15 protein-coding genes and 2 pseudogenes are annotated in these 24,595 nt (G+C 64.3%); 15 read left to right on the plus strand and 2 right to left on the minus strand.

Translation table 11 applies throughout. The features are described from left to right. Window positions 1–16: 16 nt before the first annotated feature. Entirely contained in the window at window positions 17–967 is a 951-nt protein-coding gene (locus AC3ZI9_RS02325) for a substrate-binding domain-containing protein (protein ID WP_489923806.1), read from the plus strand. Here the strand turns inward: AC3ZI9_RS02325 and AC3ZI9_RS02330 are convergent. Beyond that, window positions 942–3,371, minus strand: a complete 2,430-nt coding sequence (locus AC3ZI9_RS02330) for a polysaccharide lyase 8 family protein (protein WP_444566607.1) — start codon at window positions 3,369–3,371, stop codon at window positions 942–944. The two genes, AC3ZI9_RS02325 and AC3ZI9_RS02330, sit on opposite strands and share 26 nt — an antisense overlap. A 167-nt stretch (window positions 3,372–3,538) precedes the next feature. Between AC3ZI9_RS02330 and AC3ZI9_RS02335 the strand changes: the two genes are divergently transcribed. Beyond that, window positions 3,539–4,375 (plus strand): sugar phosphate isomerase/epimerase family protein, encoded by an 837-nt coding sequence (locus tag AC3ZI9_RS02335; protein ID WP_444566608.1) that lies wholly within the window; start codon window positions 3,539–3,541, stop codon window positions 4,373–4,375. Window positions 4,376–4,569: 194 nt separating this feature from the next. Then, complete coding sequence (locus AC3ZI9_RS02340) at window positions 4,570–7,803, plus strand: chondroitinase family polysaccharide lyase (RefSeq protein ID WP_444555172.1); 3,234 nt, start codon at window positions 4,570–4,572, stop codon at window positions 7,801–7,803. 7 nt (window positions 7,804–7,810) lie between these two features. On the opposite strand, the gene AC3ZI9_RS02345 is transcribed toward AC3ZI9_RS02340, so the two are convergent. Further along, the gene (locus tag AC3ZI9_RS02345) at window positions 7,811–8,878 is read right to left on the minus strand and encodes a LacI family DNA-binding transcriptional regulator (protein WP_444555173.1); all 1,068 of its coding nucleotides are present in this window, start codon (window positions 8,876–8,878) and stop codon (window positions 7,811–7,813) included. Window positions 8,879–9,054: 176 nt separating this feature from the next. Between AC3ZI9_RS02345 and AC3ZI9_RS02350 the strand changes: the two genes are divergently transcribed. The 12 genes and pseudogenes from AC3ZI9_RS02350 to nrdF all read left to right on the plus strand — a co-directional run bounded on the left by AC3ZI9_RS02350 (window position 9,055) and on the right by nrdF (window position 24,562). Further along, on the plus strand, window positions 9,055–10,224 hold the full coding sequence (locus AC3ZI9_RS02350) for a Gfo/Idh/MocA family protein (RefSeq protein WP_444555174.1): 1,170 nt from the start codon (window positions 9,055–9,057) through the stop codon (window positions 10,222–10,224). Continuing rightward, window positions 10,224–11,438 carry a dihydrodipicolinate synthase family protein gene (locus AC3ZI9_RS02355; RefSeq protein WP_444555175.1) on the plus strand — a complete coding sequence of 405 codons (1,215 nt, stop codon included), beginning with the start codon at window positions 10,224–10,226 and terminating at the stop codon, window positions 11,436–11,438. The genes AC3ZI9_RS02350 and AC3ZI9_RS02355 overlap by 1 nt, the downstream gene beginning before the upstream one ends. After that, window positions 11,435–12,274, plus strand: coding sequence for a sugar phosphate isomerase/epimerase family protein (locus AC3ZI9_RS02360; RefSeq protein ID WP_444555176.1), 840 nt, complete (start codon window positions 11,435–11,437; stop codon window positions 12,272–12,274). The genes AC3ZI9_RS02355 and AC3ZI9_RS02360 overlap by 4 nt, the downstream gene beginning before the upstream one ends. Before the next feature lie 328 nt (window positions 12,275–12,602). Then, window positions 12,603–13,568 (plus strand): annotated as a pseudogene (locus AC3ZI9_RS02365) (molybdopterin-dependent oxidoreductase); the annotation flags it as partial. 104 nt (window positions 13,569–13,672) lie between these two features. After that, on the plus strand, window positions 13,673–14,665 hold the full coding sequence (locus AC3ZI9_RS02370; RefSeq protein ID WP_489923507.1) for an IS481 family transposase: 993 nt from the start codon (window positions 13,673–13,675) through the stop codon (window positions 14,663–14,665). Further along, window positions 14,662–17,424: pseudogene (locus AC3ZI9_RS02375) on the plus strand (molybdopterin-dependent oxidoreductase); the annotation flags it as partial. The gene AC3ZI9_RS02370 and the pseudogene AC3ZI9_RS02375, both read left to right, overlap by 4 nt. Beyond that, entirely contained in the window at window positions 17,424–19,091 is a 1,668-nt protein-coding gene (gene narH, locus AC3ZI9_RS02380; protein WP_443384206.1) for a nitrate reductase subunit beta, read from the plus strand. The pseudogene AC3ZI9_RS02375 and the gene narH, both read left to right, overlap by 1 nt. Continuing rightward, window positions 19,088–19,747, plus strand: a complete 660-nt coding sequence (gene narJ, locus AC3ZI9_RS02385) for a nitrate reductase molybdenum cofactor assembly chaperone (RefSeq protein WP_443384207.1) — start codon at window positions 19,088–19,090, stop codon at window positions 19,745–19,747. The genes narH and narJ overlap by 4 nt, the downstream gene beginning before the upstream one ends. Further along, complete coding sequence (gene narI, locus AC3ZI9_RS02390; protein WP_443384208.1) at window positions 19,747–20,496, plus strand: respiratory nitrate reductase subunit gamma; 750 nt, start codon at window positions 19,747–19,749, stop codon at window positions 20,494–20,496. Before narJ ends, narI begins: the two co-directional genes overlap by 1 nt. Window positions 20,497–20,836: 340 nt before the next feature. Further along, the gene (gene nrdI, locus AC3ZI9_RS02395; protein WP_444554212.1) at window positions 20,837–21,343 is read left to right on the plus strand and encodes a class Ib ribonucleoside-diphosphate reductase assembly flavoprotein NrdI; all 507 of its coding nucleotides are present in this window, start codon (window positions 20,837–20,839) and stop codon (window positions 21,341–21,343) included. Continuing rightward, window positions 21,340–23,493 (plus strand): class 1b ribonucleoside-diphosphate reductase subunit alpha, encoded by a 2,154-nt coding sequence (gene nrdE / locus AC3ZI9_RS02400; protein WP_443384210.1) that lies wholly within the window; start codon window positions 21,340–21,342, stop codon window positions 23,491–23,493. The genes nrdI and nrdE overlap by 4 nt, the downstream gene beginning before the upstream one ends. A gap of 34 nt (window positions 23,494–23,527) precedes the next feature. Then, entirely contained in the window at window positions 23,528–24,562 is a 1,035-nt protein-coding gene (gene nrdF, locus AC3ZI9_RS02405) for a class 1b ribonucleoside-diphosphate reductase subunit beta (protein ID WP_443384211.1), read from the plus strand. Window positions 24,563–24,595 lie beyond the last annotated feature (33 nt).

Consider the following 24,595-nt stretch of genomic DNA (forward strand, 5'->3'; position numbering starts at 1 on the left):
CCCACCCTCGCGGGCCTTGAAGAAACCGCGCTACACCATCGGTGTTCTGCTGCCGGATACCCAGCTGTACTATCCGAAAGTCCTGCAGGGGATCGAGGAGCACCTCACGGCGCAGGGGGCCAGCCTGCAGTTGTCCACCTACCATTACGATCTGAGCCGGGAGAACTCCAGCATCCAGTTCCTGCTCGACGCCGGCGTCGACGGGCTGCTGCTCGTACCGACCCTGACCGGCATTCCCGATCCGGAGCGGAGGGTCGCCGAACTGGCGGCCCTGCCGGTCCCGGTGGTGCTGCTCGAGCGTAGCCTCGAGGACCTCGGGGCTGCGGATCGGACCGAACACATCTGCTCCGACCACCAGGGCGGGGCCTATGACGCGGTGAAACACCTGGCCGGGCTGGGCCACGAACGCATCGCCGTGTTGACGAGGTCGAATGTAGCGGGCAAGAGCGCCAACCCCACCCAATCGGCCGTCGTCGCCGGGTACCGCAGTGCCGTAGTCGACCTCGGACTTTTTGCCGACGGGGAGGAACTGCCGATTTTCAGTTCGACAAAACCCGAATGGGAGCAGGATCAGGCCGAGGCCATGTATACCCGGCTACGGGACAGCCGTGCGACGGCGGCCTTGGTGTTCGGGGACCGCGAAGCGACACTGCTGCAGACCGCAGCCCTGAGGCGTGGGGTGAACGTGCCCGAGGAACTATCCCTGGTCTCCTATGACGATGAGATGGCCGATATCGCCCCGATCCCGTTGACGGCGATCTCGCCCGCGAAGCACCGTTTGGGCATGATGGCCGCAGAGATCTTGCTGCGCCGGTTGAAAGAAGGCGATGCCTGCCCGATCTACCAGATCCGTCTGCGACCGCGCATTGTGGTGCGCGAATCCTGTGCCACCGTGCCGGGCACCGCCACCGCGGGCCCGACGGACCGCCGGGCCCCGGCTCCTAGTGCTGCCGGCCCGACGGCGTGAAGGTCCGCGGGCCCTTGGCCTGAACGGCGAGGTGCACCGTGGCCCCAGCCAGACCGCGGGTATCGACCTCTAGCGTCGTCGACCCGTCGGCGTTGCGGGTCAGCCTGGCTCTATCACCCTCGAGGAGCCGGTAGCGCCGCCTGGTCCTGAAGGTCAACGAGAGCGAGGAAGCGCCCTGGGTGGGTTCGCTGATCGACAACTGAAGCCGGTTTCCGTCCTCGCGCTGGACGACGCAGGCCGGGCCCGACAGTTCGAGGTCGGCGACCGTGCCCTGCCCCCAGAACGTGGCGGCCAGCGTCTTCTCGTGGGCGAAGGAGACGGCCTGGGCGACCGCGTCATTACGCAGCACCGTGTGCTGCTTCCGTCGGGCGAGTTTCGCAGCCCCCTGGATCGAGGCGCCCGGGGCGATCAGGTACGCGTAGCCGGCCTGCTCCGGTGAGGTGCCGTGATCGAAATAGAGCGTGGCGTAGTTGCGTTTCTGCACCTCGGTGCTGCCCTTGGCGTTGACATCTGACCAGGACCCCGACCGGCGTTCGCGCAGCACGTGAAGTGGCGCTTCGTCCAGCGCGACGTAAGCGCCGAAGCCCTCTAGATGGACCCAGCGGTCCGATGAGAGGACTGACTCAGCATCGGTCGCCGCCGCGACGCGCCCCGAAGCGGTGACCAAGGCGTTGGAGCCCTGGTGCAGGTTGCGGTGGTCCACGATGGTTTCCACCGGTGCCGAGGAACCGGTGTGGATGTCGGAGCCCAGGCACACGATGACGTCCTCGCTGACGAACCAGGATTTGCGGGCGCTGAGCCCGGTGCCTCCGGGACCGATGAGATGCTGTCCGACGGCGGCGATCTCCTCGTTGGCGCTCGAGCCGGTCCATTCGTTGTCCGGTGTCCCGGCCCCCCACTGGCCCTCGACCCTATCCGGCAGGGACGTGGTGTCTACGGTGGTCCCGGGTAGCCTGACATGGTTTGCGGTGGCCCAGAAGGCGTCGTCGTACTGGCCCAGATCGGCGTCATGGACATAGGTCATGCCCGAGCCGGAATGGTAGCCCCGGTCATTTTCGCCGTTGCCGCATTCGTACCAGGAGATCCGGTTGCTGCACATCGCCGTGGACAGCGACCATTGGGGGCCGCGGTGCATGGTGCGGTCCATGGCCGGGAACAGGAAATGGCCGGCCAGTGGGGCCGCCGGCGACAGGCCCAGCGACAGGAGTTCCTTCACCAGTGCCGTACGCGCGACGCTGGCTCCGTCCAGAATGGGGGCGTGGTCGTTATCGGTGATCCATTGCAACGCGCGCCGGCGCCAGCGCTTGGCGGTGGGTGCGTCGACGGCACGTGACAGCAGCAGCACGGCCTCGATGGTGCTGGCCCCCAAATCGAAACCGGTGTTTTCCTCGCGGGAGACGCTGCGCCCGCGCACCGAATCGGCCATGGCCCCGGCCATCAGGCAGGGGGCAAAGGAGTCCTCAACGGTTTTGAAGAGGATGTCCCGGCTCGGATCGGAGACCGCGGCATCGGTTCCACCGAGCAGCGCGAAGAGCTTGGCGAGACCACTGAGCAGAACCACCCCGTAGGAGCCGGTATAGGGGGTGGTGCTGTGCTGGATGAAGGAGCCGTCGGCAAAGAAGCCGTTGCCGCTGGTGACGTACTGCCACACCTCGGCCAGTCCGGCGACGGCATGGTGGAGCTTCTCTTCGTTCCCGTCGACCAGTGAGCGGACGATGATGCCCTGGCACAGGTCCACGCGGTTCGCCCCGACCGAGGTGATCTTCCCGCGCGAGGGCGGGAACTGCTGCCACGGGTCCGGCACGAAGTGGTCGATCGCTGCGCAGTATGCGGCCCGCTCGTCCTCGTCCAGCTCGTCGAAGAGCAGTACCAGCGTGTCCGCCAGGGCCCGGGGAACCCCGATTTCCCAGGCCCACCAGTTGCCCTCCTCCTCAGTGGTGTCGTTGTAGCGCAGCCGGTGGGCGTCGGACAGCCCGGCACGGATCTGCTTCAACAAGGTGCCCTGGCCGAAGGAAGCCGCCCCGGGGGTGGCCCAAGCAGTGGCCATCTGGGATAAGCGCACATACGTATAGCGCAGGTCCCCGGCTGCGGCCAGGTCCAAGTCCGTGAAGATCCGGGCTCTGGCCGTGGAGGAGTCCAGGGTGGCCACGGCCGATGCGGCGGCGTGGTCCAGGGTGGCCAAGGCGTTGGCGAAATCCCGATCGCCGGCAATGAATTCCCTCCGGCCGGTGAGCTGGTCCACCCAGGTGGAGCGCAGTGTGGCGAAATCGGCGCTTGATAAGGCGGGCAATTCGGCAGCCTGGGCAGGCTGGGCGGTTTGGCTGATGAAGCTCAGGAGCAGGCCGGTCACGGCCACCCCTCCGGCGCCCTTAAGCGCGGTCCTGCGGGATAGTTCCTGGTCCATGAATTCGCTCCTGATGTCCGTGACGGGGCCGGCCCCGAGTGCCGGTGCCCTGTTGGAGGGGAACTCAACGGCACGTCAAGGTAAGGAATAAAGCAGTAGCGCCTGAACGGAACATGGCCAACAATGGAGCACACCACCGTCAGCGATACCAAGGAGCACCACGCCCCATGCAACTGTCCTTCTCCACGTTGGGATGCCCAGACGCCGATGTCGACGAAGTGCTGGCGCTCGCCGGCGAGCACGGTGCCACCGGCGTCGAACTGCGGATGCACGAGGGTGGAATTATCTCCGCCAGCATGGACGACGCCGAGCGTGGGAAGGTCAAGACCGCCTTCGCCGATGCCGGGATCACCATCTTGGCGGTGGGGAGCTATGTCAAGATCTGCGCGCCCGGAAAGGACATCGACGTCTTTCGGGAACTCGAGGCCGCGCTGCGGCTCGCGGCAGACATCGGGGCGAAGGCCGTGAGGGTCTTTCCCGGTGCCGGACTGGATTCAACCTCCGAGGACGACCGCGAGGAGGCCTTTGAGTTGGAGGAAAATGCAGTCCGCAGGCTGACGGCGGCCGAAGGGCCGGCGGCCATGCATGGGGTCCAGCTCTTATTGGAGACTCATGATTCGCATCCACGCGGGGTCGATGCCGCACGCATCCTGTTCCCGCTGGGGCCGCAGGGCGCGGTGCGCACCATTTGGGATGTCCTGCACCCGTGGAAACGCGGGGAGGAACCCGAAGCGACCGTGAAGGCGCTCGCCGGGCGCATCGAGTACCTCCAGCTCAAGGATGCCCGCCGTGGCTCCACCGCCGATGCCCCGATCCTGACCCTGCCAGGGGAGGGGGACATCCCGTTGGAGAAGATGCTCCGGCTGTACGGGGAACAGGCGCCGACCGGAGTCGACCCCTGGGTGTCCTTGGAATGGGAGAAGGCCTGGAACCCCGATTTGCCGGAGCTGGGCGAGGCGCTGGCCGCCACCCGGAAGATCCTCGACTCGCTGTCCTCGAGCTAATCCGCCGTCCGGCTTGAGGCCCGCGCGGCCGGACAGAACTTCGGGGTGCTCATTTATTCCTATGGTGTGCGTCACCTTGACTGACCGTGTCCCAGCTGGAGGCACCCGGTGAAATGCCGGAGGTGTCTACCAGATTGAGCTCATGGAAAGCCCTTCCGGTTGCCCGTTCGCGTACCGGAGAAGATTGGAAAACAATGAACTGGACCAACCTCGAATTCAACCGACGCACCCTCATCAAGGTCGGCAGCGTCGCCAGCGCGGGGGCTGCGTTCGCGCTCAGCGCCGCACCTGCCCAAGCCGCCGGTGCCCGGGTCCCGATGGCCCCCGCGGCTCCCGGTGACGTCGAAGCGAAGGCCCTGGCCCTGCAGCCGCCGACCTTCCTCTTCGAAACGAAGGTGCCCGAGCAGGTCACTGCGGTCTCGGGGGCGGAGCCCGCGATCAGTGACGAGCAGGCCATCATCGGCAAGCACTCCCTCCGCTGGGACTACTCCGCCGGCTCCGTCCTGCAGATCGATGCGGCACTGGACGCCGAGGACTCCAGAATCCCGGAGGACGACGAGACGAAGCTCGGATCGCGCAGCACCTTCGGCCTGTGGATCTACAATTCCACGGCCCGCCAGGGCACCCTGCGCCTGGAATTCGGCCGGCAGGGAAGCAAGGACGCCTGGTGCGACCTCCATCTGGACTTCACCGGCTGGCGAACCGTCTGGATCCGCCTGGCCCAGGACCTGGAAGGCACACCGCGCCGCGACATGGATACCCTCCGGTTCGTCGCCCCGTCGTCGGGTTCCGGGACGCTCTTCCTGGACCAGCTGGTCCTGAACATGTCCATGCGCACCGACCACCCGATGCGGAGCGAGCAGGCCCCTTTCGTCAACCCGGAAGCCGATACGGCGCAAAATGCGCATTGGCTCGCCCTGCTGAAGTTCCAGGAACTACAGGATGCCCAGGCGCCGGCACCGGTCACAGATGCGACGTTGCTGGCCGATGTGTCGACGGTGAAGTCCAGGTACCTTGAGGCCTACCTCACCGGTGGCGGCGCGACCACGGGCTCGCAGGTGGCCGATCTGACGGCGCAACTGGCCAAGCTCGGCATCCCCGAGCGGTCCACCAGTGGGCCGGCGACACCGGTCCTCTTGAACCAGCAGGCCATCTTCCCGCCTCAGATCGCCCCCGAACTGGCTGCGCTGGCTGGAAGCGCCAAACTGCGCACGCTCACGGATCTGATGCAGAAGATCGCCCGGGCCTGGGAACGTGCCGATGCCACGCGCAGGCCGCTGGTGGCCGAGCTGTACGTCCGCGCCGTCTTGCATCTTCGCCGCGTGGGTTGGGCCAAGGGCAGTAGCCAGGGCAGTGTCCACCATCTCGGATACAACATCCGTGGGTACTACGACTCCGTCTTTATCATGAAGGACGTCCTCCAGGATGAAGGATTGCTGGAGGAAGCCCGGGCCGATGTCGACTGGTTCGTCGGCCTGGGGCGCGTTCTCGAACGCCCGCTGCGACGCGATGGCATCATGGACATCTACAACACGAACGTCCGGGGCCTTGTGGCAGCGGCCATGCTGCGGGAGACTCCTGGCGAACAGGCGGCTTGGCTTTCAGCCGTCCGCGACTTCCTCGATGTCACCCTGCAGCCAAGTGACGGTTTGCAGGGCGGAATTAAAGCCGATGGCTCGGGATTCCACCATGTCGGGTTCTACCCCGCCTACAGCGCTGATGGCCTCTCCGGACTGGCGCCAATGGTCATGGTCCTGGGTGGCACGTCGTTCCGTCTGTCCGAGGCGGCGCACTCCCTGTTGAAAAAGGCGGTGCTGGGGATGCGCACCTTTGCCAATAAATTCGAATGGTCGCTGACCGTGTGTAACCGCCATCCAAAGGCGGGCCAAACACTCAAGCTCGATCCCTTCCAGTGGCTGTTCCAGGCTGGCACGCCCGACGGGAAGAAGGCCCTGGACCCCGAACTGGGGGCTGCCTTCCTGCGCCTGCTGCCGGAAAAGCAGTCTTCGATCCACCAACGGCTGGCCGCCAAATTGGCTGCTACCGGGGTCACCGTGGAAGATTCCCCGACGGGCCACTGGACCTACAACTACGGCGCCCTCGGAGTGCACCGCCGCGAGGACTGGTCGGTGACCGTTCGCGGACACAACCGCTACCTGTGGAGCTCGGAGACCTACGAAAACGCCAATATCTATGGCCGCTACGGCACCTACGGGCAGATCAACGTTCAGTCCACGGGCGATCCGATCACCCTGCTGGATAGCGGGTTCTCCCAGGAAGGCTGGGATTGGGGGCGTTTCCCGGGCACGACGGCGATCCATAAGCCCGTTGATGACCTGTTCATCGATCTCGGGCTCGGAGTGGAAATCATGCCACTCTCGGATTCGCGCTTCGGCGGGGCCACCAACATCGATGGCCGGCACGGTCTCTTTGCCATGGACCTGCACGAGATCCCTTCCTGGGATCCCAGCCACCGGGCCCGCAAATCAGTGTTCCTTTTCGACGAGCGGGTCATCGCAGTGGGTACGGGGATCGAAAACAATGACCGCCGAAACGAAACGGGGACGACCCTGTTCCAGAGCCACCTGGCGGCGACGTCGGAGCCCACCTACATCGACTCCACCCGGCCCGTCGCCGACTTCCCGCTCGAGCGCAAATCGCGCAAGAAATCCAAGCATGCACAATGGCTGGCCGACGGGAAGGGCAATGGCTACTACATCCCGGCCAAGCAGCACCTGGGGATCGAGCGTTCCACGCAGAAGTCGAAGGACCAGAGCTCCGGAGAACCCACCAGTGGGGACTTCGCCACGGCGTGGCTGAGCCATGGGACCAAACCGAGGAGCGGATCCTATGAATACGCGATGCTGATCGGGCGGACTCCACAACAAACGGCGGCCTTCGCGAAAGCCATGGGCGGCCGGCGAGCCCCCTATGAGGTGTTGGAGGCGCGCTCCGACCGGCATGCAGTCCGCGATCGGGAGACCGGTATCACCGGCTACGCGGTCTTCGAGGCGGGGCACGGGTTCGAGGGCGATATCGAAGGGGTGGATACTCCTTCGTTGTTGATGACCCGGCGTGAAAAGAACCGTCTGGTCATGTCGGTGACGGATCCGGATCTCCGCCTGTATTCGGGCAAAGACCCGGACCAATACGATGCCAAGGGCCGTTTCGTCGGCGGTGTCCTTCCCTACGTGGTGTCCTGGAGGGAAAACGCGAGCCAGGCCCACACCCTGACCGTGAAGGTCAAGGGCTCCTGGAAGCTAGCCGAAAAGGTCGACGGCGTGAAGGTCACTTCCCGCAAGGGCCACGGCGGCCACGACCATCATGGAGGACGCCACGGCCATGATCATGGCCGGCAGGGGCGCACCGAGATCGCGGTCCGCACCCGGGACGGGCTGCCGGTGCAGTTCAGCCTGGCGCGGCACTAATACCGCGTTAGCCCTGCCCCGCCGCGGTGGTGCTGCGTCGGAGCATGAGTTCGCCGGTGACGGTGGGTTCGGCTCCGGCAGCACCTCCAGGGAGGGCCACGGTGCTTTCGACGGCGATCCGTCCGATGTGCAGCAACGGCAGCCGCACGGTGGTCAATCCGGGATGGAAATCCCGCAGCGTCTCGATATCGTCGAATCCCGCGACGGCGGCGTCGCGCGGAACCTGGACCCCGCCCTCACGCAGCCCGGCGACCAGCCCGATGGCCATCACGTCACTGACCGCAAAAAGGCAGACAGGGGCCCCTTCCCGGTGAGCCGCGGCGACCCGTGGTGCCAGCTCGGCGCCGGTGGCATGGCCGCCAGCCCGGTCCAATCCGGTATGCAAGACCTCGGCCGCCGGAACACCCGCGGCGTGTAGACCATGGTGGAATCCACGGACCCTATCGTCCGAGGTGGCCAAGCCCTCGGGGCCCGCCACGATCAGGAAGGGGCCGCGATGGGTGGCGGCCAATGCGCCCGCCAGCTGACAGGCCAGGTCTTCGTTGGGAACGGCGATGACATGGTGGTGTTCGGGGGAACCGGTCCCCTCCACGGGGCGACCGATGACGGCGACCTGGCCATCATTACGGCAGTAGAGGTCCAGCTCGTTGGCCAAGGTGCTGTTGGCTTCACGGTCCGCAGCAGCGGTGGTCCGCGAGCCCGCCAGGATGATGGCATCAGCCCGGTGGGCGGCGAAGGCGGAGACTGCGGTGGCCTCCTCTGCAGGGGTGCCGCCGGTGGTGGCGAGCATGACGAGTTTATTGCGTTCCCGCGCAGCTTCCTGGACGCCGTGGGCGATGGCCGCGAAGTACGGGTCGGCGATGTCGTGGACGATGAGGCCGATGACCCCCGAGCTGGATTTCGCCAGCCCCTGAGCTTGCGCATTGGGCACGTACCCCAGTTCGAGGGCCGCCCGCCGGACGTTTGCGGCAATCTCCGGTCCGGGGATCCGCGCCGAACCATTGAGTACCCGGGACGCGGTGGCGGGGGAGACTCCTGCCTTGCGGGCCACCTCGGCCAGTGTCGTTGCGGACATCGCTACCCCTTCGCCGGCCGTCACGGCTCACATGGTGGACAAGAGTTCCAGTATCGCATGACAGAAAAGTTTGGGAAAGCGCTTGCCAAGCATTGTTTGGATGGGCATGATGGACACAACGGGAATGCGCTTTCCCAATCAGTCTTCATACCATCCACCCCCAGCAAAGAGGTCCCATGGGCTCGACACCACGCACCATCCGTATCGCCATGAACGGCATTACCGGCCGGATGGGCTACCGCCAGCACCTGCTGCGATCCATCCTGCCGATCCGCGACGCCGGAGGCTTCACCCTGGCCGATGGCAGCCGCGTCCAGGTCGAGCCGATCCTCATCGGGCGCAACGAAGCCAAGGTCCGCGAACTTGCAGAACTGCATGGGGTCGCCGAATGGAGCACCGATCTGGATGCGGTCATCAACGACCCGACCGTCGACGTCGTCTTCGACGCCTCGATGACCAGCCTGCGCGCCGCGACGCTGAAGAAGGCCATGCAGGCCGGCAAACACATCTTCACCGAGAAGCCCACCGCCGAAACCCTCGACGAAGCCATCGAGCTCGCCCGCATCGGCACCGAGTCCGGGGTGACCGCCGGCGTCGTGCATGACAAGCTCTACCTGCCCGGGCTGGTGAAGCTGCGCCGCCTCGTCGATGAGGGATTCTTCGGCCGCATCCTGTCCATCCGCGGCGAATTCGGCTACTGGGTCTTCGAAGGCGATGTGCAGTCAGCGCAGCGTCCGTCCTGGAACTACCGCGCCGAAGACGGCGGCGGCATGACCACCGATATGTTCTGCCACTGGAACTACGTCCTCGAGGGGATCATCGGGAAGGTCAAAAGCGTCAACGCCAAGACCGCCACCCACATCCCGGCCCGTTGGGACGAGCAGGACCAGGAATACGTCGCGACCGCCGATGACGCCTCCTACGGCATCTTCGAACTCGAGACCCCCGCCGGCGACGAGGTCGTGGGGCAGATCAATTCCTCCTGGGCCGTGCGGGTCTACCGCGACGAACTCGTCGAATTCCAGATCGATGGAACGCTCGGCTCGGCAGTGGCCGGCCTGAATAAGTGCGTCGCCCAGCAGCGCGCCCACACCCCCAAGCCGGTCTGGAACCCCGACCTGCCGGTGACCGAATCCTTCCGCGACCAATGGCAGGAAGTCCCGGCCAACGCCGAGCTGGACAACGGCTTCAAGCTGCAGTGGGAAGAGTTCCTGGCCGACGTCGTCGCCGGACGCGAACACCGCTTCGGTTTGCTCTCCGCGGCCCGCGGCGTCCAGCTGGCCGAATTGGGCCTGCGCTCCAACGACGAACGCCGTACCATCGACATCCCGGAAATCACGCTCTGATGGCCTCGCTGATTCTTCCCCGGAACGACGGCGGAACCCGCACGCACCAGCTATCCGAGGCACGGACCTGGTCCAGGCCCACCGCCCCGATCACCTCCCGGCACGCCTACGCAGCGGCCCACGTCATCCCCGACGTGCACGCGGAGAACGTGCCCGGAGCCCCGGCGGCACTGGACTGGGATACCACCCTCGCCTACCGCCACGAACTCTGGTCCTACGGCCTGGGTGTCGCCGATGCGATGGACACCGCCCAGCGCGGCATGGGTCTGGACTGGGCGGCCACCGGAGAACTGATCCGCCGCAGTGCCGCCGAAGCGGCCGCTGTGGTCTCCTCGAAGGCCCCCGCCACCGCCGGCAAATCGGTGCGCGATCTGCTCGCCTGCGGCGCGGGAACCGACCAGCTGGATCTGGCCACCGTCCCCTCGGGCCCTGCCGGGCTGAACGTCGTGCTCGATGCCTACCGCGAGCAGATGGCTCTGGTGGAGGAGGCCGGCGCGAAGACCATCCTGATGGCCTCCCGCGCGCTGGCCGCCGTGGCCACCGACGCCGAGGACTATCTGCACGTCTATTCGACGTTGCTGCGTGAGGCCAAGCAACCGGTGATCCTGCACTGGCTGGGCACCATGTTCGATCCGGCCTTGGCCGGCTACTGGGGCTCCGATGACGTCGCCACGGCGACCGATACGTTCTCCTCGCTGGTCAGCGGTCATGCCGAGAAGATCGACGGGGTCAAGGTCTCCCTGCTCGACGCCGGGCACGAGGTCGCACTACGGGCCTCACTGCCTGCAGGGGTCAGGCTCTATACCGGGGATGACTTCAACTATCCCGAACTCATCGACGGGGACGGCAGTCACCACTCCGATGCGCTGCTGGGCATCTTCGCCGCCATCTACCCGGCGGCCTCCGCAGCGCTGCAAAGCTACGACGCCGGTGATTCGGTGGCGGCACGAGCCACCCTTGATTCGACCCGGGAACTGGGAAAGCACATCTTTAGCGCCCCCACCTTCTACTACAAGACGGGCATTGCGTTCCTCTCGTGGATCAACGCGCAGCAGCCCGGTTTCCAGATGGTGGGCGGACTACATTCGGGCCGGTCGCTCATGCACCTGGCGACCACCTTCGAACTGGCCGATGCTGCCGGGCTGCTCCTAGATCCTGAGCGCTCCGCAGCCCGGATGTCCACCTTCCTTCAGACCAATGGGGTGGGAGCATGAGCGATTTCTCGCGGTTGGCCCTGAACAGCGCCACCACCAAGAAATGGACCCTGCCCGAGGTCGTGGACGGCTGCGTCCGCGCCGGGATCCCGGCCATCGGCCCCTGGCGGGACATCGTCGCAGACCACGGCCTGGCGGAATCGGCGCAGCTGATCCGTGATGCCGGACTGCGGGTCTCATCGCTGTGCCGGGGAGGCTTCCTGACGGCAGCCGATGCCGAGGGCCAGGCAGTGGCGCTGGCCGACAACCGTGCGGCGATCGAAGAGGCCGTGGCGCTGGGCACCACCGAGTTGTTCCTGGTGGTCGGCGGCTTGGCCCCGGGGGAGAAGGATGTCGTCGCGGCCCGCCAACGCGTGGCCGACCGCCTGAAGGACCTGGTGCCCTACGCCGTCGAACACGGGGTGCGGCTGGTCCTTGAACCGCTGCATCCGATGTATGCGGCAGACCGGGCCCTGATCTCCACGCTAGGGCAATCCCTGGACCTGGCGGCACCGTACGATCCGGGCGCCGTCGGCGTGGCCGTAGACACCTTCCACGTCTGGTGGGACCCTGATCTGAAGGCGCAGATCGGGCGGGCCGGCCGCGAACAGCGGATCGCTTCCTACCAAATCTGCGATTTCAACCTGCCTATCGCAGCCGACGCTTTGCTTTCCCGCGGCATGATGGGAGACGGTGTCATCGACTTCGCGACCATCGGCTCCTGGGTCCGTGATGCCGGGTACACCGGGGATATCGAGGTGGAAATTTTCAACCAGGAAATCTGGGATACCGACGGCGATACGGTCCTCTCCACCGTGAAGGAACGCTACGCAGAACTGGTGCTGCCTTTCGCCTAGCCCACGGTGGTTGACCGGCGACCCGCGAGCGTGATGGTTCCGGTTCCCCTTGAGCCGAGTCCGCGCGGATCAGCTCTTCGAAGGCCGCTCCCGCGGGGGCGGCCTTCGTCGTTCCCTCCGCGGGCCGGAACCTTAGAGCGTGAAGAATTTCCCATGTCACCTGCAGTTTTGTTGATTGCAACTATGTGATGGTGGTCTCATTTTTTCCCTGCTACTGTGAGTTTCATCGACGCGGGGTCTTTGATTCCACAGGATTCGGAAACCCCCTGTCCGAGGAGGCATACGGCCTCATGGCGGGCCGTATAACGGCGAATGCGGGAGGGCCGACATGAGCACGACCATGAATAGCGGACTACAAGATGCGCTGATCAGGACTCGGAGGTTTTTCAAACCGAAGGAAGTCGTCTCGCCCGATGGACGCACGCTACTCAAGGTCGGGGGCCGTTCCGGGGATTCCTTCTACCGGGATCGTTGGAGCCACGACAAGGTGGTCAGATCGACCCACGGGGTGAACTGCACGGGGTCGTGCTCCTGGAATGTCTACGTCAAAGACGGCATCATCACCTGGGAAACCCAGGCCACCGATTACCCCACCACCGGCCCCGATAAGCCGGAATACGAGCCGCGCGGTTGCCCGCGCGGCGCTTCTTTTTCCTGGTACACCTATTCGCCAACCCGAACCCGCTACCCATACATCCGCGGCGTCCTGCTGGAGATGTACCGGGAAGCCAAGGCCCGGCTGAAGGATCCGGTGCTGGCCTGGGCCGATCTGACCGAGGACCCCGAGCGGGCCGTGCGGTACAAGAGTGCCCGCGGCAAGGGCGGGCTGGTGCGTGCGACCTGGGACGAAGCGATCGAGATCGTCGCGGCCGCCCATGTGCACACCATCCGCAAATACGGTCCCGACCGAGTGGCAGGGTTCTCGCCCATCCCGGCCATGTCGATGGTCTCGCACTCTTCAGGTGCCCGGTTCGTGAACCTTATCGGCGGGTCCATGCTCAGCTTCTACGACTGGTACGCCGATATGCCGGTCGCTTCCCCCCAGGTTTTCGGCGACCAGACCGACGTACCCGAATCCGGGGACTGGTGGGATGCCGGCTACTTGGTCATCTGGGGCACCAACGTCCCGGTGACGCGGACCCCCGATGCCCACTGGATGATCGAAGCCCGCTACCGGGGACAAAAAGTGGTCGTCGTTTCCCCCGACTTCGCCGACAGCACCAAATTCGCCGATGAATGGATGCCCGCCGAACCGGGAACCGACGGCGCCCTAGCTGTACTGCCCAGCAACGTTGGTTGAACTCGTGCGACGACACGGTCTGAATTGATGGGATGACGAAGGCCCCCCGATGTGGAGTGGAGCTGTCTAAGAAACCACTTCACAAACAGGAGGCCTTCATGTCCCACGCTAATGCAGCCCTGACCCCCAAAGCACGTCTGAGAATCGCCAAGCTCATCGTTGACCAGCAGTGGAGCGTCTCCACCGCAGCGAAAATGTTCATGGTCTCCTGGCCCACCGCCAAACGCTGGGCCGACCGCTACCGAGCCCACGGCGCGGCCGGGATGGCCGACAAGCCCAGCAGACCCCGGACAAGTCCTGCACGCACCCCGCAGGCAGCGGTCAAACAAATCGTGGCACTGCGCTGGCGCAAGCGCTTGGGGCCCGTCCAGATCGCCTACCGGCTGGGCCTGGCTGCCTCGACGGTGCACGCAGTGCTGGTACGTTGCCGGATCAACAGGCTGCGCTATATCGACCGGGTCACCGGTGAGAAAATCCGCCGCTATGAGCACCCCTATCCGGGATCGATGATCCACGTGGACGTCACCAAATTCGGCAATATTCCCGACGGCGGCGGGCACCGGTTCGTGGGCCGGCAGGCCGGAGACAAGAACCGTGCAGCAACCCCGGACAAGCCCCGCAATGCGAACCACACCCCGAAAATGGGAACCGCCTTCGTGCACACGGTCATCGATGATCACTCGCGTATCGCCTATGCCGAGATTCATGATGATGAGAAGTCGGTAACGGCCATCGCGGTACTGGAACGGGCCGTGGCGTGGTTCGCTGCCCGTGACGTCGTCGTGGAGCGCGTGCTATCTGATAATGGGTCCGCCTACCGCTCGCATGCCTGGCGTGACGCCTGCGCCGAGCTGGCCATCACGCCCAAGCGGACCCGCCCTTACCGGCCCCAGACCAATGGGAAAATCGAGCGGTTCCATCGGACCCTGAACGACGGTTGGGCCTACGCCAGGTTCTATGGCAGCGAGGCCACCCGCCGCGAAGCACTGCCGGATTGGATCCATGCGTACAATCACCACAGGCCCCACACTGCAATCGGGAACCAGCCACCAATCAGCCGCTTAACTAACGTCTATGGGCAGTACACCTAGCGATGGCCATGGGACATGTCATCCTCAAGGAATTCCACGTGGACCGGCAGACCCCCTATTTCACCCAGTACGTGAAGAAGTACACCGACCTGCCGTTCCTGGTCACCCTCGACGAAGCGCAGGACGCCGACGGAGAACGGATGTTCACTGCCGGCAAGTTCCTGACCGCCGCCGACCTGGACGGAGAGATTGAGGCGGAAGCTGAAAACCCCGAATTCAAGACGGTCCTGGTTGATGCGGCCACCGACCGCCTCGTGGTGCCCCCGGGCACCCTCGGCCACCGCTACGGCGAAACCGGTGAGGGCAAATGGAACCTCAACCTCGGGGATATCGACCCCAAGCTGACCCTGATCGATGGTGCCGACGAAAACGTATCCATCGACATGCCACGTTTCGACGCCGGCCAGGGCAATATCGGTGTCATCCGCCGCGGCGTCCCGGCACGCCGGGTGGCCGGACGGCTGGTCACCACGGTCTTCGACCTGATGCTCGCCCAATACGGCGTGGGGCGCCCCGGGCTACCGGGGGAGTGGCCCACGGGCTACGACGACGCCGAATCGCCGAACACCCCCGCCTGGCAGGCCAATATCACCGGCGTCACGGCCGAGGCCTGCGAACGGATCGGTCGGGAATTCGCGCAGAACGCCGAGGATTCCAAGGGCCGCTCGATGATCCTGATGGGAGCCGGCACCAACCACTGGTTCCACTCCGACACCATCTACCGCACCTTCCTGACCTTGACGACCGTCACCGGTTGCCAGGGCGTGAACGGCGGCGGCTGGGCGCACTATGTCGGACAGGAAAAGGTCCGTCCACTCACCGGATACAACCAACTCGCAAACGGACTGGACTGGCTGCGTCCTCCCCGCAACATGGTGCAGACGGCCTACTGGTACCTCCACACCGACCAGTTTCGCTATGACCAGTTCGGTGCCGATGCCCTGACCGCCCAAACCGGCAAGGGGCAGCTCGCCGGAAAGACGACGGCGGACATCATCGCCCAATCGGCCCGGCTGGGGTGGATGCCTTCCTACCCCACCTTCGACCGGAACCCCTTGATCATCGGGGCCCAGGCCAGGCAGAAGGGCCAGTCGGCCAAGGACTACGTGGTTGACGAGATCAAGGCGGGACGGTTGAACTTCGCCGCCGAGGACCCCGATGCTCCGGATAACTACCCCCGGGTGCTCTCGTTGTGGCGCTCGAACCTGATCGGCTCCTCGGCCAAGGGCAACGAATACTTCCTGAACCACCTGCTGGGGGCCTCGCACACCATCAGTGCCGAGGAAACCGCAGAACGCTTCCGCCCCAAGGACGTGAAATGGCGGGAGAAGGCTCCGACGGGGAAACTCGACCTGCTCACCACGCTGGACTTCCGAATGACCAGCTCCACGCTGCACTCGGATATCGTGCTCCCGGCGGCCACCTGGTATGAGAAGTACGACCTGTCCACCACTGACATGCACCCGTTCGTGAACTCCTTCAACCCGGCCATCGCCCCGCCGTGGCAATCCCGTACGGACTGGGACGCCTGGCAGGAAATCTCCCGGGTGTTCAGCCGTCTGGCGGAACCGCACCTGGGCAAGCAGACCGACGTCGTCGCGGCGCCGCTGACCCATGACACCCCCGATGCGATGGTTTCCCCACATGGGAAGGTCAGGGACTGGAAATACGGCGAATGTGAGCCCGAGCCCGGGGTCACCATGCCCAAGATCATCGAAGTCGAACGCGACTACACGAAGATCGGCGACATGATGCGCTCGATCGGACCCCTGATGGACACGCTCGGGGCCACGACCAAGGGCATCACCTTTGACGTGAGCCGGGAAATCGAAGAACTAAAGATCAAGAACGGAACCGTGAGGGGAGGTGCGGGCCATGGGCGCCCCGACATCCTCAAGGACTACCAGGCCTGCGAGATGATCCTGACCCTCTCCGGCACCACCAACGGACATTTGGCGACCCAGGGTTTCAAAACGCTGGAGAAACGCACCGGCACCTTGCTGCACGACTTGTCCTCGGAGAACGAAGGCCACCGGGTGACGTTCGCCGATACACAAAACGGTCCGGCGCCGGTGATCACCTCACCCGAATGGTCAGGTTCTGAAACCGGCGGCCGGCGGTACTCCCCGTTTACCATCAACGTTGAACGACTCAAACCGTGGCATACCCTGACCGGCCGGATGCACTTTTATCTGGACCACGACTGGATGACCGAACTGGGTGAGGGATTGCCGATCTTCCGGCCACCGCTGGACATGACGGCGCTATTCGATGAACCGGCCATCGGTTCCACCTCCTCCAAGGGCGTGTCCGTCAGGTACCTGACCCCGCATAATAAGTGGTCCATCCACTCCGAATACCAGGACAACCTGTTCATGCTCTCGCTGTTCAGGGGTGGTCCGGGAATCTGGATGAGTCCGCTGGACGCCGAGAAGATCGGGGTCAAGGACAACGAGTGGATCGAGGCGGTCAACCGCAACGGCACGACCACGGCACGAGCCATCGTCTCGCACCGGATGCCCGAGGGCACCGTGTTCATGTATCACTCGCAGGACCGGCTGATCGATATGCCGCTCTCCGAGACCAGCGGCCAGCGCGGTGGCAACCACAACTCGCTCACCCGCCTGATGATCAAGCCCACGCACATGATCGGCGGTTACGCCCAGCAGACCTACGCCTTCAACTACATGGGGCCGACGGGAAACCAACGCGACGAAGTCACGGTCATTCGCCGCCGCAACCAGGAGGTGACGTACTAATGCGTGTCATGGCTCAAATGGCAATGGTGATGAACCTGGACAAGTGCATCGGTTGCCACACGTGTTCGGTCACGTGCAAGCAGGTCTGGACGAACCGTTCCGGTGCCGAACACATCTGGTTCAACAACGTGGAGACCCGGCCCGGTCTGGGCTATCCGCGTACCTATGAGGACCAGGAGAAGTGGAAGGGCGGCTGGACGCTGACCAAGCGTGGTCGGCTCAAGCTCAAGGCCGGTGGCCGGCTGAAGAACCTGATGACCATCTTCGCCGCACCCAATCTGCCAGGCATCAAGGACTACTACGAGCCGTGGACCTACGACTACGAGAACCTGACCACGGCTCCCGCCCAGGACCATATGCCGGTAGCCCGGCCCAAATCGTTACTCACCGGGCAGGACACCACCGTCACCTGGTCGTCCAACTGGGACGACGACCTGGCCGGGTCCGTGGAGAACACCCACCACGACCCGATCCTGCAGAAGGTCGGGGACAAGATCAAATTCGAATATGAGCAGACGTTCATGTTCTACCTGCCCCGCATCTGCGAACACTGCCTGAACCCCTCCTGTGTTTCCTCCTGCCCCACCGGCGCCATCTACAAGCGCGAAGAGGACGGCATCGTGCTGGTGGACCAGGACCGCTGCCGCGGCTGGCGGCAGTGCGTGGGCGGTTGCCCGTATAAGAAGATGTACTTCAACCACAAGACCGGCAAGGTCGAGAAGTGCACGTTCTGCTATCCGCGCATCGAGATCGGCCAACCCACGATCTGCTCGGAGACCTGCGTGGGTCGTCTGCGCTACCTCGGCCTGATGCTCTATGACGCCGACCGGGTCCTCGAGGCCGCATCCACCCCGGACGAGCACGGCCTGTATGAAGCCCAGCGCGAGGTGTTCCTGGATCCGAACGATCCCGAGGTCATGCGTGAGGCGCTCAAGGCCGGCATCCCCGAGGACTGGGTGGAAGCGGCCCAGCGGTCGCCGATCTACGCGCTGATCAACAAATACAAGGTGGCCCTGCCGCTGCACCCCGAATACCGCACCATGCCGATGGTCTGGTACATTCCGCCGCTCTCCCCGGTGGTGGATGCGGTCAGCGACACCGGCGAGGACGCCGAAAAGCAGGACAACCTGTTCGCGGCCATCGACAAGCTCCGGATTCCCATCGAGTACCTGGCCGGGCTCTTCACGGCCGGGGACACCAAGCCGGTGGATCTGGTGCTGCATAAGCTGGCGGCCATGCGCTCCTACATGCGCGATATCAATATGGGGTGGGAACCCCAGGAGTCCATTGCCGAATCGGTGGGGATGACCGGCCAGGAGGTCCAGGACATGTACCGTCTGTTGGCCATCGCCAAATATGAAGAACGCTATGTCATCCCCTCCGCCCACTACGAAGACGCCCACAAACTGGAGAACATCGCCACCGAGTGCTCGCTCGACGTCGACGGCGGTCCGGGTATGGGCGGCATGGGCGGGATGGACGGCTCCTTCGCCCAGGATCCGGATATGGGCAAGGACCCGGGCCTGGGATCCCCCGATGTGCCGGGACGTCCCGAAGGAGTGCGCATCAACCTGTTGAACTGGGACGGCCAAGGCACCCCCGAGGGGTTGTTCCCCGAATCGTCGTCGGACTCGGCGGCTTCGCCGCAGGGAGGATCCTCCTCATGACACCCCCCAAGGCCCCCGCGCTCAAATACTCCACCGAACAGCTCACCGGGATCTGGCAATCCGCGTCCATCCTGCTGGACTACCCCGATGAGGAACTGTTCTCCCGGCTGGAACTACTCAGTGAAGTGGCCGCCGGCCTGCCCACGAAGGTCGGGGCGGGATTGCAGAAGACCATCCAGCACCTGCAGCAGGGGACGTTGCGCGAGATCCAGAGCGAATATGTCGACACCTTCGACACCCGGCGTCGGGGATGCCTGTTCCTGACGTACTTCTCCAACGGGGAGACCCGGAAACGGGGTCTGGCGCTCCTGCGCATCAAGCAGGTCTATGTGAAGGCCGGACTGACCTTGACCGAGGACCAGCTCCCGGATCATCTGTGCGTGGTCCTGGAGTTCGGGGCCCTGACCGACGTCAAGGCGGGGCTGAAGATCATCTTGGACAACCGTGCGGGTCTGGAGCTGCTGCGGATCCATCTGCGCGAAGTCGAATCCCCCTGGTTCGGGGCCATCGATTCCGTCTGCGCCACCTTGCCAGCACTGAAGGGCAAGGACCATGAGGCCGTGCAACGGCTGATCGCCGAAGGCCCCGAAGAAGAGGAAGTCGGCTTGGACACCTATGGAACGCCGGATCTGGCGCCGATGCCGGGAGGCATGTAATGGACGACCCGTTGAATGTCTTTTTGTGGCTGATCTTTCCCTATATCTGTCTGACCATCTTCATCCTCGGGCACATCTGGCGGTATCGCTATGACAAGTTCGGGTGGACCTCACGGTCGAGCCAGATGTACGAGAGCAGCATCCTGCGCTGGGCGAACCCGATGTTCCACTTCGGGATCCTGGCGGTCTTCCTCGGCCACGTCATGGGTCTGGGGATCCCCCAGGCCTGGACCGATGCCGTCGGGATCTCCGAAGGGATGTACCACTTCATGGCGATCTCGGTCGGAGCCATCGCGGGGGTCTTCACGATCGTCGGATTCATCGGGCTGCTGTATCGGCGACGCTTCACCAAGGCCGTACTGGGCGCCACCACCAAGATGGACAAGACGATGTACTTCACCCTCGGGCTGGTCATCGTGGCAGGACTGGCCAATACCGTTTCGGGCGTGGCTGGAGCCTATAACTACCGCGAAGGCGTTTCCATCTGGTTCCGCAGCATCTTCTATTTCAACCCGCAGCCCGATTTGATGGTCGATGCCCCGTTCACGTTCCAGTTCCACGCCCTGATCGCCATCTTCCTCTTCGCGCTGTGGCCCTTCACCCGCCTGGTGCACGTCTTCACGGCGCCAGTGGGGTACATCTTCCGCCCCTACGTCCTCTACCGCAGCCGTGATGCCCATGCGGGATCGCGGGACGTCCGGCGCGGCTGGGAGAAGGTCGACACCATTCCCAAACGTCGTCCCGACTGATCGGAAAAGGACAACAGCAGATACTCCTCCCGGCGAGGGGGTGCCACGTGCACCCCCTCGCTGTGCTGTCCTATCGCCCCGGACCACTGTCCGGGCACCCACGTCAAGCGCACTTCCGCAGGCAAATCCCTGTTTTCATGCTCTTGAGCCTCGAGGGGCCGGCATTTCCCGCGGGAGTATTTCAGGGACGATTATAGAGTTCGGTACTTCGAACTAGATACTACGAAGCCACGTAGACAAGTGTTTCAATGAGGTGCTATTACTAGATGTAGGCCATGAGGGGTCAACTGACCACAACATCTAGATCCGCCGTCAGGGCGGGAGTCAAGGAGCCTTGCGCATGAAGACGACTGAATCGGGGCGTTTGGACGGGGCCGGGCGCACGGCGTCCACCCCGCTCGACACGGACACCTCGCCGGAGGTGGTGTATTTTTCCAGCGTCTCAGGAAACACCCGACGCTTCATTGAACGGCTGGACCTGCCCGCGGTGCGGATTCCCTTGCGCCCCCGGATCGAGGGAGAGCTGCAGGTCTCCCGCCCGTTCGTCCTGGTGGTGCCCACCTACGGGGGAGGCCACCGTTCCACGGCAGTGCCCAAACAAGTGATCGGCTTCCTCAACGATCCGGTCAACCGTGGCCTACTGCGCGGGGTGATCACCGCCGGGAACACGAACTTCGGCGAGGACTACTGCCTGGCCGGGACGGTCATTTCCGATAAATGCCAGGTGCCCGAACTGTATCGGTTCGAACTGCTGGGCACCGAACGCGATGTACACCGGGTCCGCGAGGGCCTCTCCACCTTCTGGCACGACCACCACGCCACCACACCACTCGAGGAGTACGCATGACCACCGACATCATGGAGCCCACCACCGACGGCATCGGGGCCCGCAAGGACTACCACGCGCTGAACGCGCAATTGAACCTCTTCGCCGCCGATGGTTCGATCCAACTGGGCAAGGACCATGAAGCGGTCGAGGCCTATCTCGCGGGCCACGTCGAACCGCGGATGATCCGCTTCGACGACCTGGAAGCGAAGATCGACTACCTCATCGCCAATGAGTACTACGAGGAAGCGCCGATCCGCGCCTACCCCTGGGCGTTCGTGAAGGAGCTGTATCGCAGTGCCTACGCCCATGGGTACCGCTTTTCGACCTTCCTGGGCGCCTTCAAGTTCCATGCCGGCTACAGCCTGAAGACCTTCGACGGGGACCATTACCTGGAAACCTTCGAGGACCGCGTGGTGTCCACCGCATTGTTCCTGGGCCGCGGGGACGAGGAGCTGGCCGGCAGGCTGGTTCAGGAGATGCTCAGTGGACGGTTCCAGCCGGCCACCCCGACGTTCCTGAATGCCGGAAAGACCCAGCGCGGTGAACTCGTGTCCTGCTTCCTGCTGCGCATCGAGGACAATCTCGAATCCATCGGCCGCAGCGTCAACTCCGCCTTGCAGCTCTCCAAGCGCGGCGGCGGCGTCGCACTGCTGCTGACGAACCTGCGCGAGCAGGGCGCACCGATCAAGAAGATCGAGAACCAGGCCTCCGGCGTCGTCCCGGTCATGAAGATCCTGGAGGACTCCTTCTCCTACGCCAACCAGCTCGGGGCCCGCCAAGGCGCCGGCGCCGCCTACCTGCACGTCCATCACCCCGACATCCTGGCGTTCCTGGACACCAAACGGGAGAACGCCGATGAAAAGATCCGGATCAAGACCCTCTCGCTGGGTGTGGTGATCCCCGATGTGACCTTCGAGCTGGCCAAGCGGGGGGAGGACATGCACCTGTTCTCGCCCTATGACGTCCAGCGGGAGTACGGCACGGCCCTTTCGGATCTGTCGGTGACCGAGCACTATGACGAGATGGTCGCGAACCCGCGGATCGGCAAGAAGACCCTCAGCGCCCGGGCCTTCTTCAGGACCATCGCCGAACTGCAATTCGAATCGGGCTACCCGTACGTGATGTTCGAAGACACGGTCAATGCCGCCAACCCGCTGAAGGGGTGGATCAACATGTCGAACCTGTGCTCGGAGATCCTGCAGGTGAACACCGCGTCGGACTACGACAACGCCATCGGATACCAGCAGGTCGGCCGGGACATCTCCTGCAACCTCGGATCGCTGAACATCGCCGCGGCCATGGCCTCCGGTGACCTGGCGAGCACGGTCGACACCGCGGTACGCGGGCTGACCAGTGTCTCCGAGCTTTCGGACATCGACGCGGTCCCCTCCATCGCCCACGGCAACGAGCTCTCCCATGCGATCGGCCTGGGGCAGATGAACCTGCACGGCTACCTGGCGTCCCAGCGCATCCACTACGGCAGCGAGGAGGGCGTGGATTTCACGAACATGTACTTCTACACGGTCACCTACCACGCACTGCGCGCCTCGAACCGGATCTCGATCCACCGCGGACAGGCCTTCGGGGACTTCGAGAACAGTTCCTATGCCGACGGCTCCTACTTCGAGAAATACACCGAAAGGGTCTGGGAGCCGGCCACGGCGCGGGTGCGTGAGGTCTTCCGTGAAGCCGGCGTGGACATCCCGACCCGGCAGGACTGGCAGGAACTAAGCGAATCCGTGCAGAAGCACGGGATCTACAACGCCTACCTGCAGGCGGTGCCCCCGACCGGATCGATCAGCTACATCAACAACGCCACCGCGTCGATCCACCCCATCGCCTCGAAGATCGAGATCCGCAAGGAAGGCAAGCTCGGACGCGTGTACTTCCCGGCGCCGCATATGGACAACGAGAACCTGGAGTTCTTCAAGGACTCCTACGAGATCGGCTACGAGAAGATCATCGACACCTACGCAGCGGCCACGCAACACGTGGACCAGGGACTGTCCTGCACGTTGTTCTTCCGCGACACCGCCACCACCCGCGACATCAACAAGGCGCAGATCCATGCCTGGCGCCAGGGCATCAAGACGCTCTACTACATCCGGTTGCGGCAGATGGCCCTGACCGGCACCGAAGTCGAGAACTGCGTTTCCTGCGAACTCTGACCCTCCACCCCCGACGAAGGAAGACCCCATACCCATGAGCTTGTCCCCAGAGGCCCCGGTCGCCGAGCACCTGCTGCGCGACTCAGTCACCCCTCCCTCCTACCGGATCGACCCCGCCGCCCGGTTGCGGCCGATCAACTGGAACCGCGTCACCGATGAGAAGGACCTGGAGGTCTGGAACCGTTTGACGGCCAACTTCTGGCTGCCCGAGAAGGTCCCTCTCTCCAACGACATCCCGGCCTGGCAGCGGATGTCCCAGGAGGAACGAACCCTGACCATGCGGGTCTTCACCGGGTTGACCATGCTGGACACCGTCCAGGCGACCGTCGGGGAGATCAGCCAGATCCAGGATGCGCGGACCGAACACGAAGAGGCCGTCTACACCAACATCGCCTTCATGCAGGCCGTGCACGCCCGCTCGTATTCCTCGGTCTTCTCGACGCTGACCAGCACCCGGGAAATCGATGAGGCCTACGCCTGGGCCGTGGGCAACGACCAGCTGCAGGAACGGTGCAAGAAGGTCCTGCACCACTACTACGGGGATGATCCGCTCAAACGCAAGGTCGCCTCCACGTTGCTGTCCTCGCTGCTGCTGTATGCGGGCTTCTATCTGCCCCTGCACTTCTCGGTGCACGCGACGCTGACGAACACCGCGGACATGATCCGCCTGATCCTGCGGGACAAGGCGGTGCACGGGTACTACTCCGGCTATAAGTTCCAGCGCGGGCTGGAAACCCGCAGTCGGGAGGAACAAGAAGAGATCCGCGTGTTCACGTACGAGCTGCTCGAGGAACTCTACGAGTTGGAACTGGACTACTCCGGGGCGCTCTACGAGCCGCTGGGGCTGATGGAGGACGTGGCCGTCTTCGTGCGGTACAACGCCAATAAGGCGCTCATGAACCTGGGCTATCCCGCACGGTTCCCGGCCGAGGAAACCGAGGTCAACCCGGAGATCCTGGCCGCCCTGTCCCCGGGGGCCGATGAGAACCATGACTTCTTCTCCGGCTCAGGTTCCTCCTATGTCATCGGCAAGGGGGAGGACACCACCGACTCCGACTGGGCCTTCTGAGCCAACCATCACGAAGATGCCGGCACCCCTGGA

This window comes from Arthrobacter sp. AOP36-F1-5, assembly GCF_058137995.1.

Excerpts from the sequence above, each read along its gene's own strand:
- AC3ZI9_RS02355 (WP_444555175.1), top strand. The coding sequence starts at position 10,224 with ATGGCCTCGCTGATTCTTCCCCGGAACGACGGCGGAACCCGCACGCAC.
- AC3ZI9_RS02340 (WP_444555172.1), top strand. The coding sequence starts at position 4,570 with ATGAACTGGACCAACCTCGAATTCAACCGACGCACCCTCATCAAGGTC.
- nrdE (WP_443384210.1), top strand. The coding sequence starts at position 21,340 with ATGACCACCGACATCATGGAGCCCACCACCGACGGCATCGGGGCCCGC.
- nrdF (WP_443384211.1), top strand. The coding sequence starts at position 23,528 with ATGAGCTTGTCCCCAGAGGCCCCGGTCGCCGAGCACCTGCTGCGCGAC.
- nrdI (WP_444554212.1), top strand. The coding sequence starts at position 20,837 with ATGAAGACGACTGAATCGGGGCGTTTGGACGGGGCCGGGCGCACGGCG.
- AC3ZI9_RS02335 (WP_444566608.1), top strand. The coding sequence starts at position 3,539 with ATGCAACTGTCCTTCTCCACGTTGGGATGCCCAGACGCCGATGTCGAC.
- AC3ZI9_RS02370 (WP_489923507.1), top strand. The coding sequence starts at position 13,673 with ATGTCCCACGCTAATGCAGCCCTGACCCCCAAAGCACGTCTGAGAATC.
- narJ (WP_443384207.1), top strand. The coding sequence starts at position 19,088 with ATGACACCCCCCAAGGCCCCCGCGCTCAAATACTCCACCGAACAGCTC.
- AC3ZI9_RS02330 (WP_444566607.1), bottom strand. The coding sequence starts at position 3,371 with ATGGACCAGGAACTATCCCGCAGGACCGCGCTTAAGGGCGCCGGAGGG.
- narH (WP_443384206.1), top strand. The coding sequence starts at position 17,424 with ATGCGTGTCATGGCTCAAATGGCAATGGTGATGAACCTGGACAAGTGC.
- AC3ZI9_RS02360 (WP_444555176.1), top strand. The coding sequence starts at position 11,435 with ATGAGCGATTTCTCGCGGTTGGCCCTGAACAGCGCCACCACCAAGAAA.
- AC3ZI9_RS02350 (WP_444555174.1), top strand. The coding sequence starts at position 9,055 with ATGGGCTCGACACCACGCACCATCCGTATCGCCATGAACGGCATTACC.
- AC3ZI9_RS02345 (WP_444555173.1), bottom strand. The coding sequence starts at position 8,878 with ATGTCCGCAACGACACTGGCCGAGGTGGCCCGCAAGGCAGGAGTCTCC.
- narI (WP_443384208.1), top strand. The coding sequence starts at position 19,747 with ATGGACGACCCGTTGAATGTCTTTTTGTGGCTGATCTTTCCCTATATC.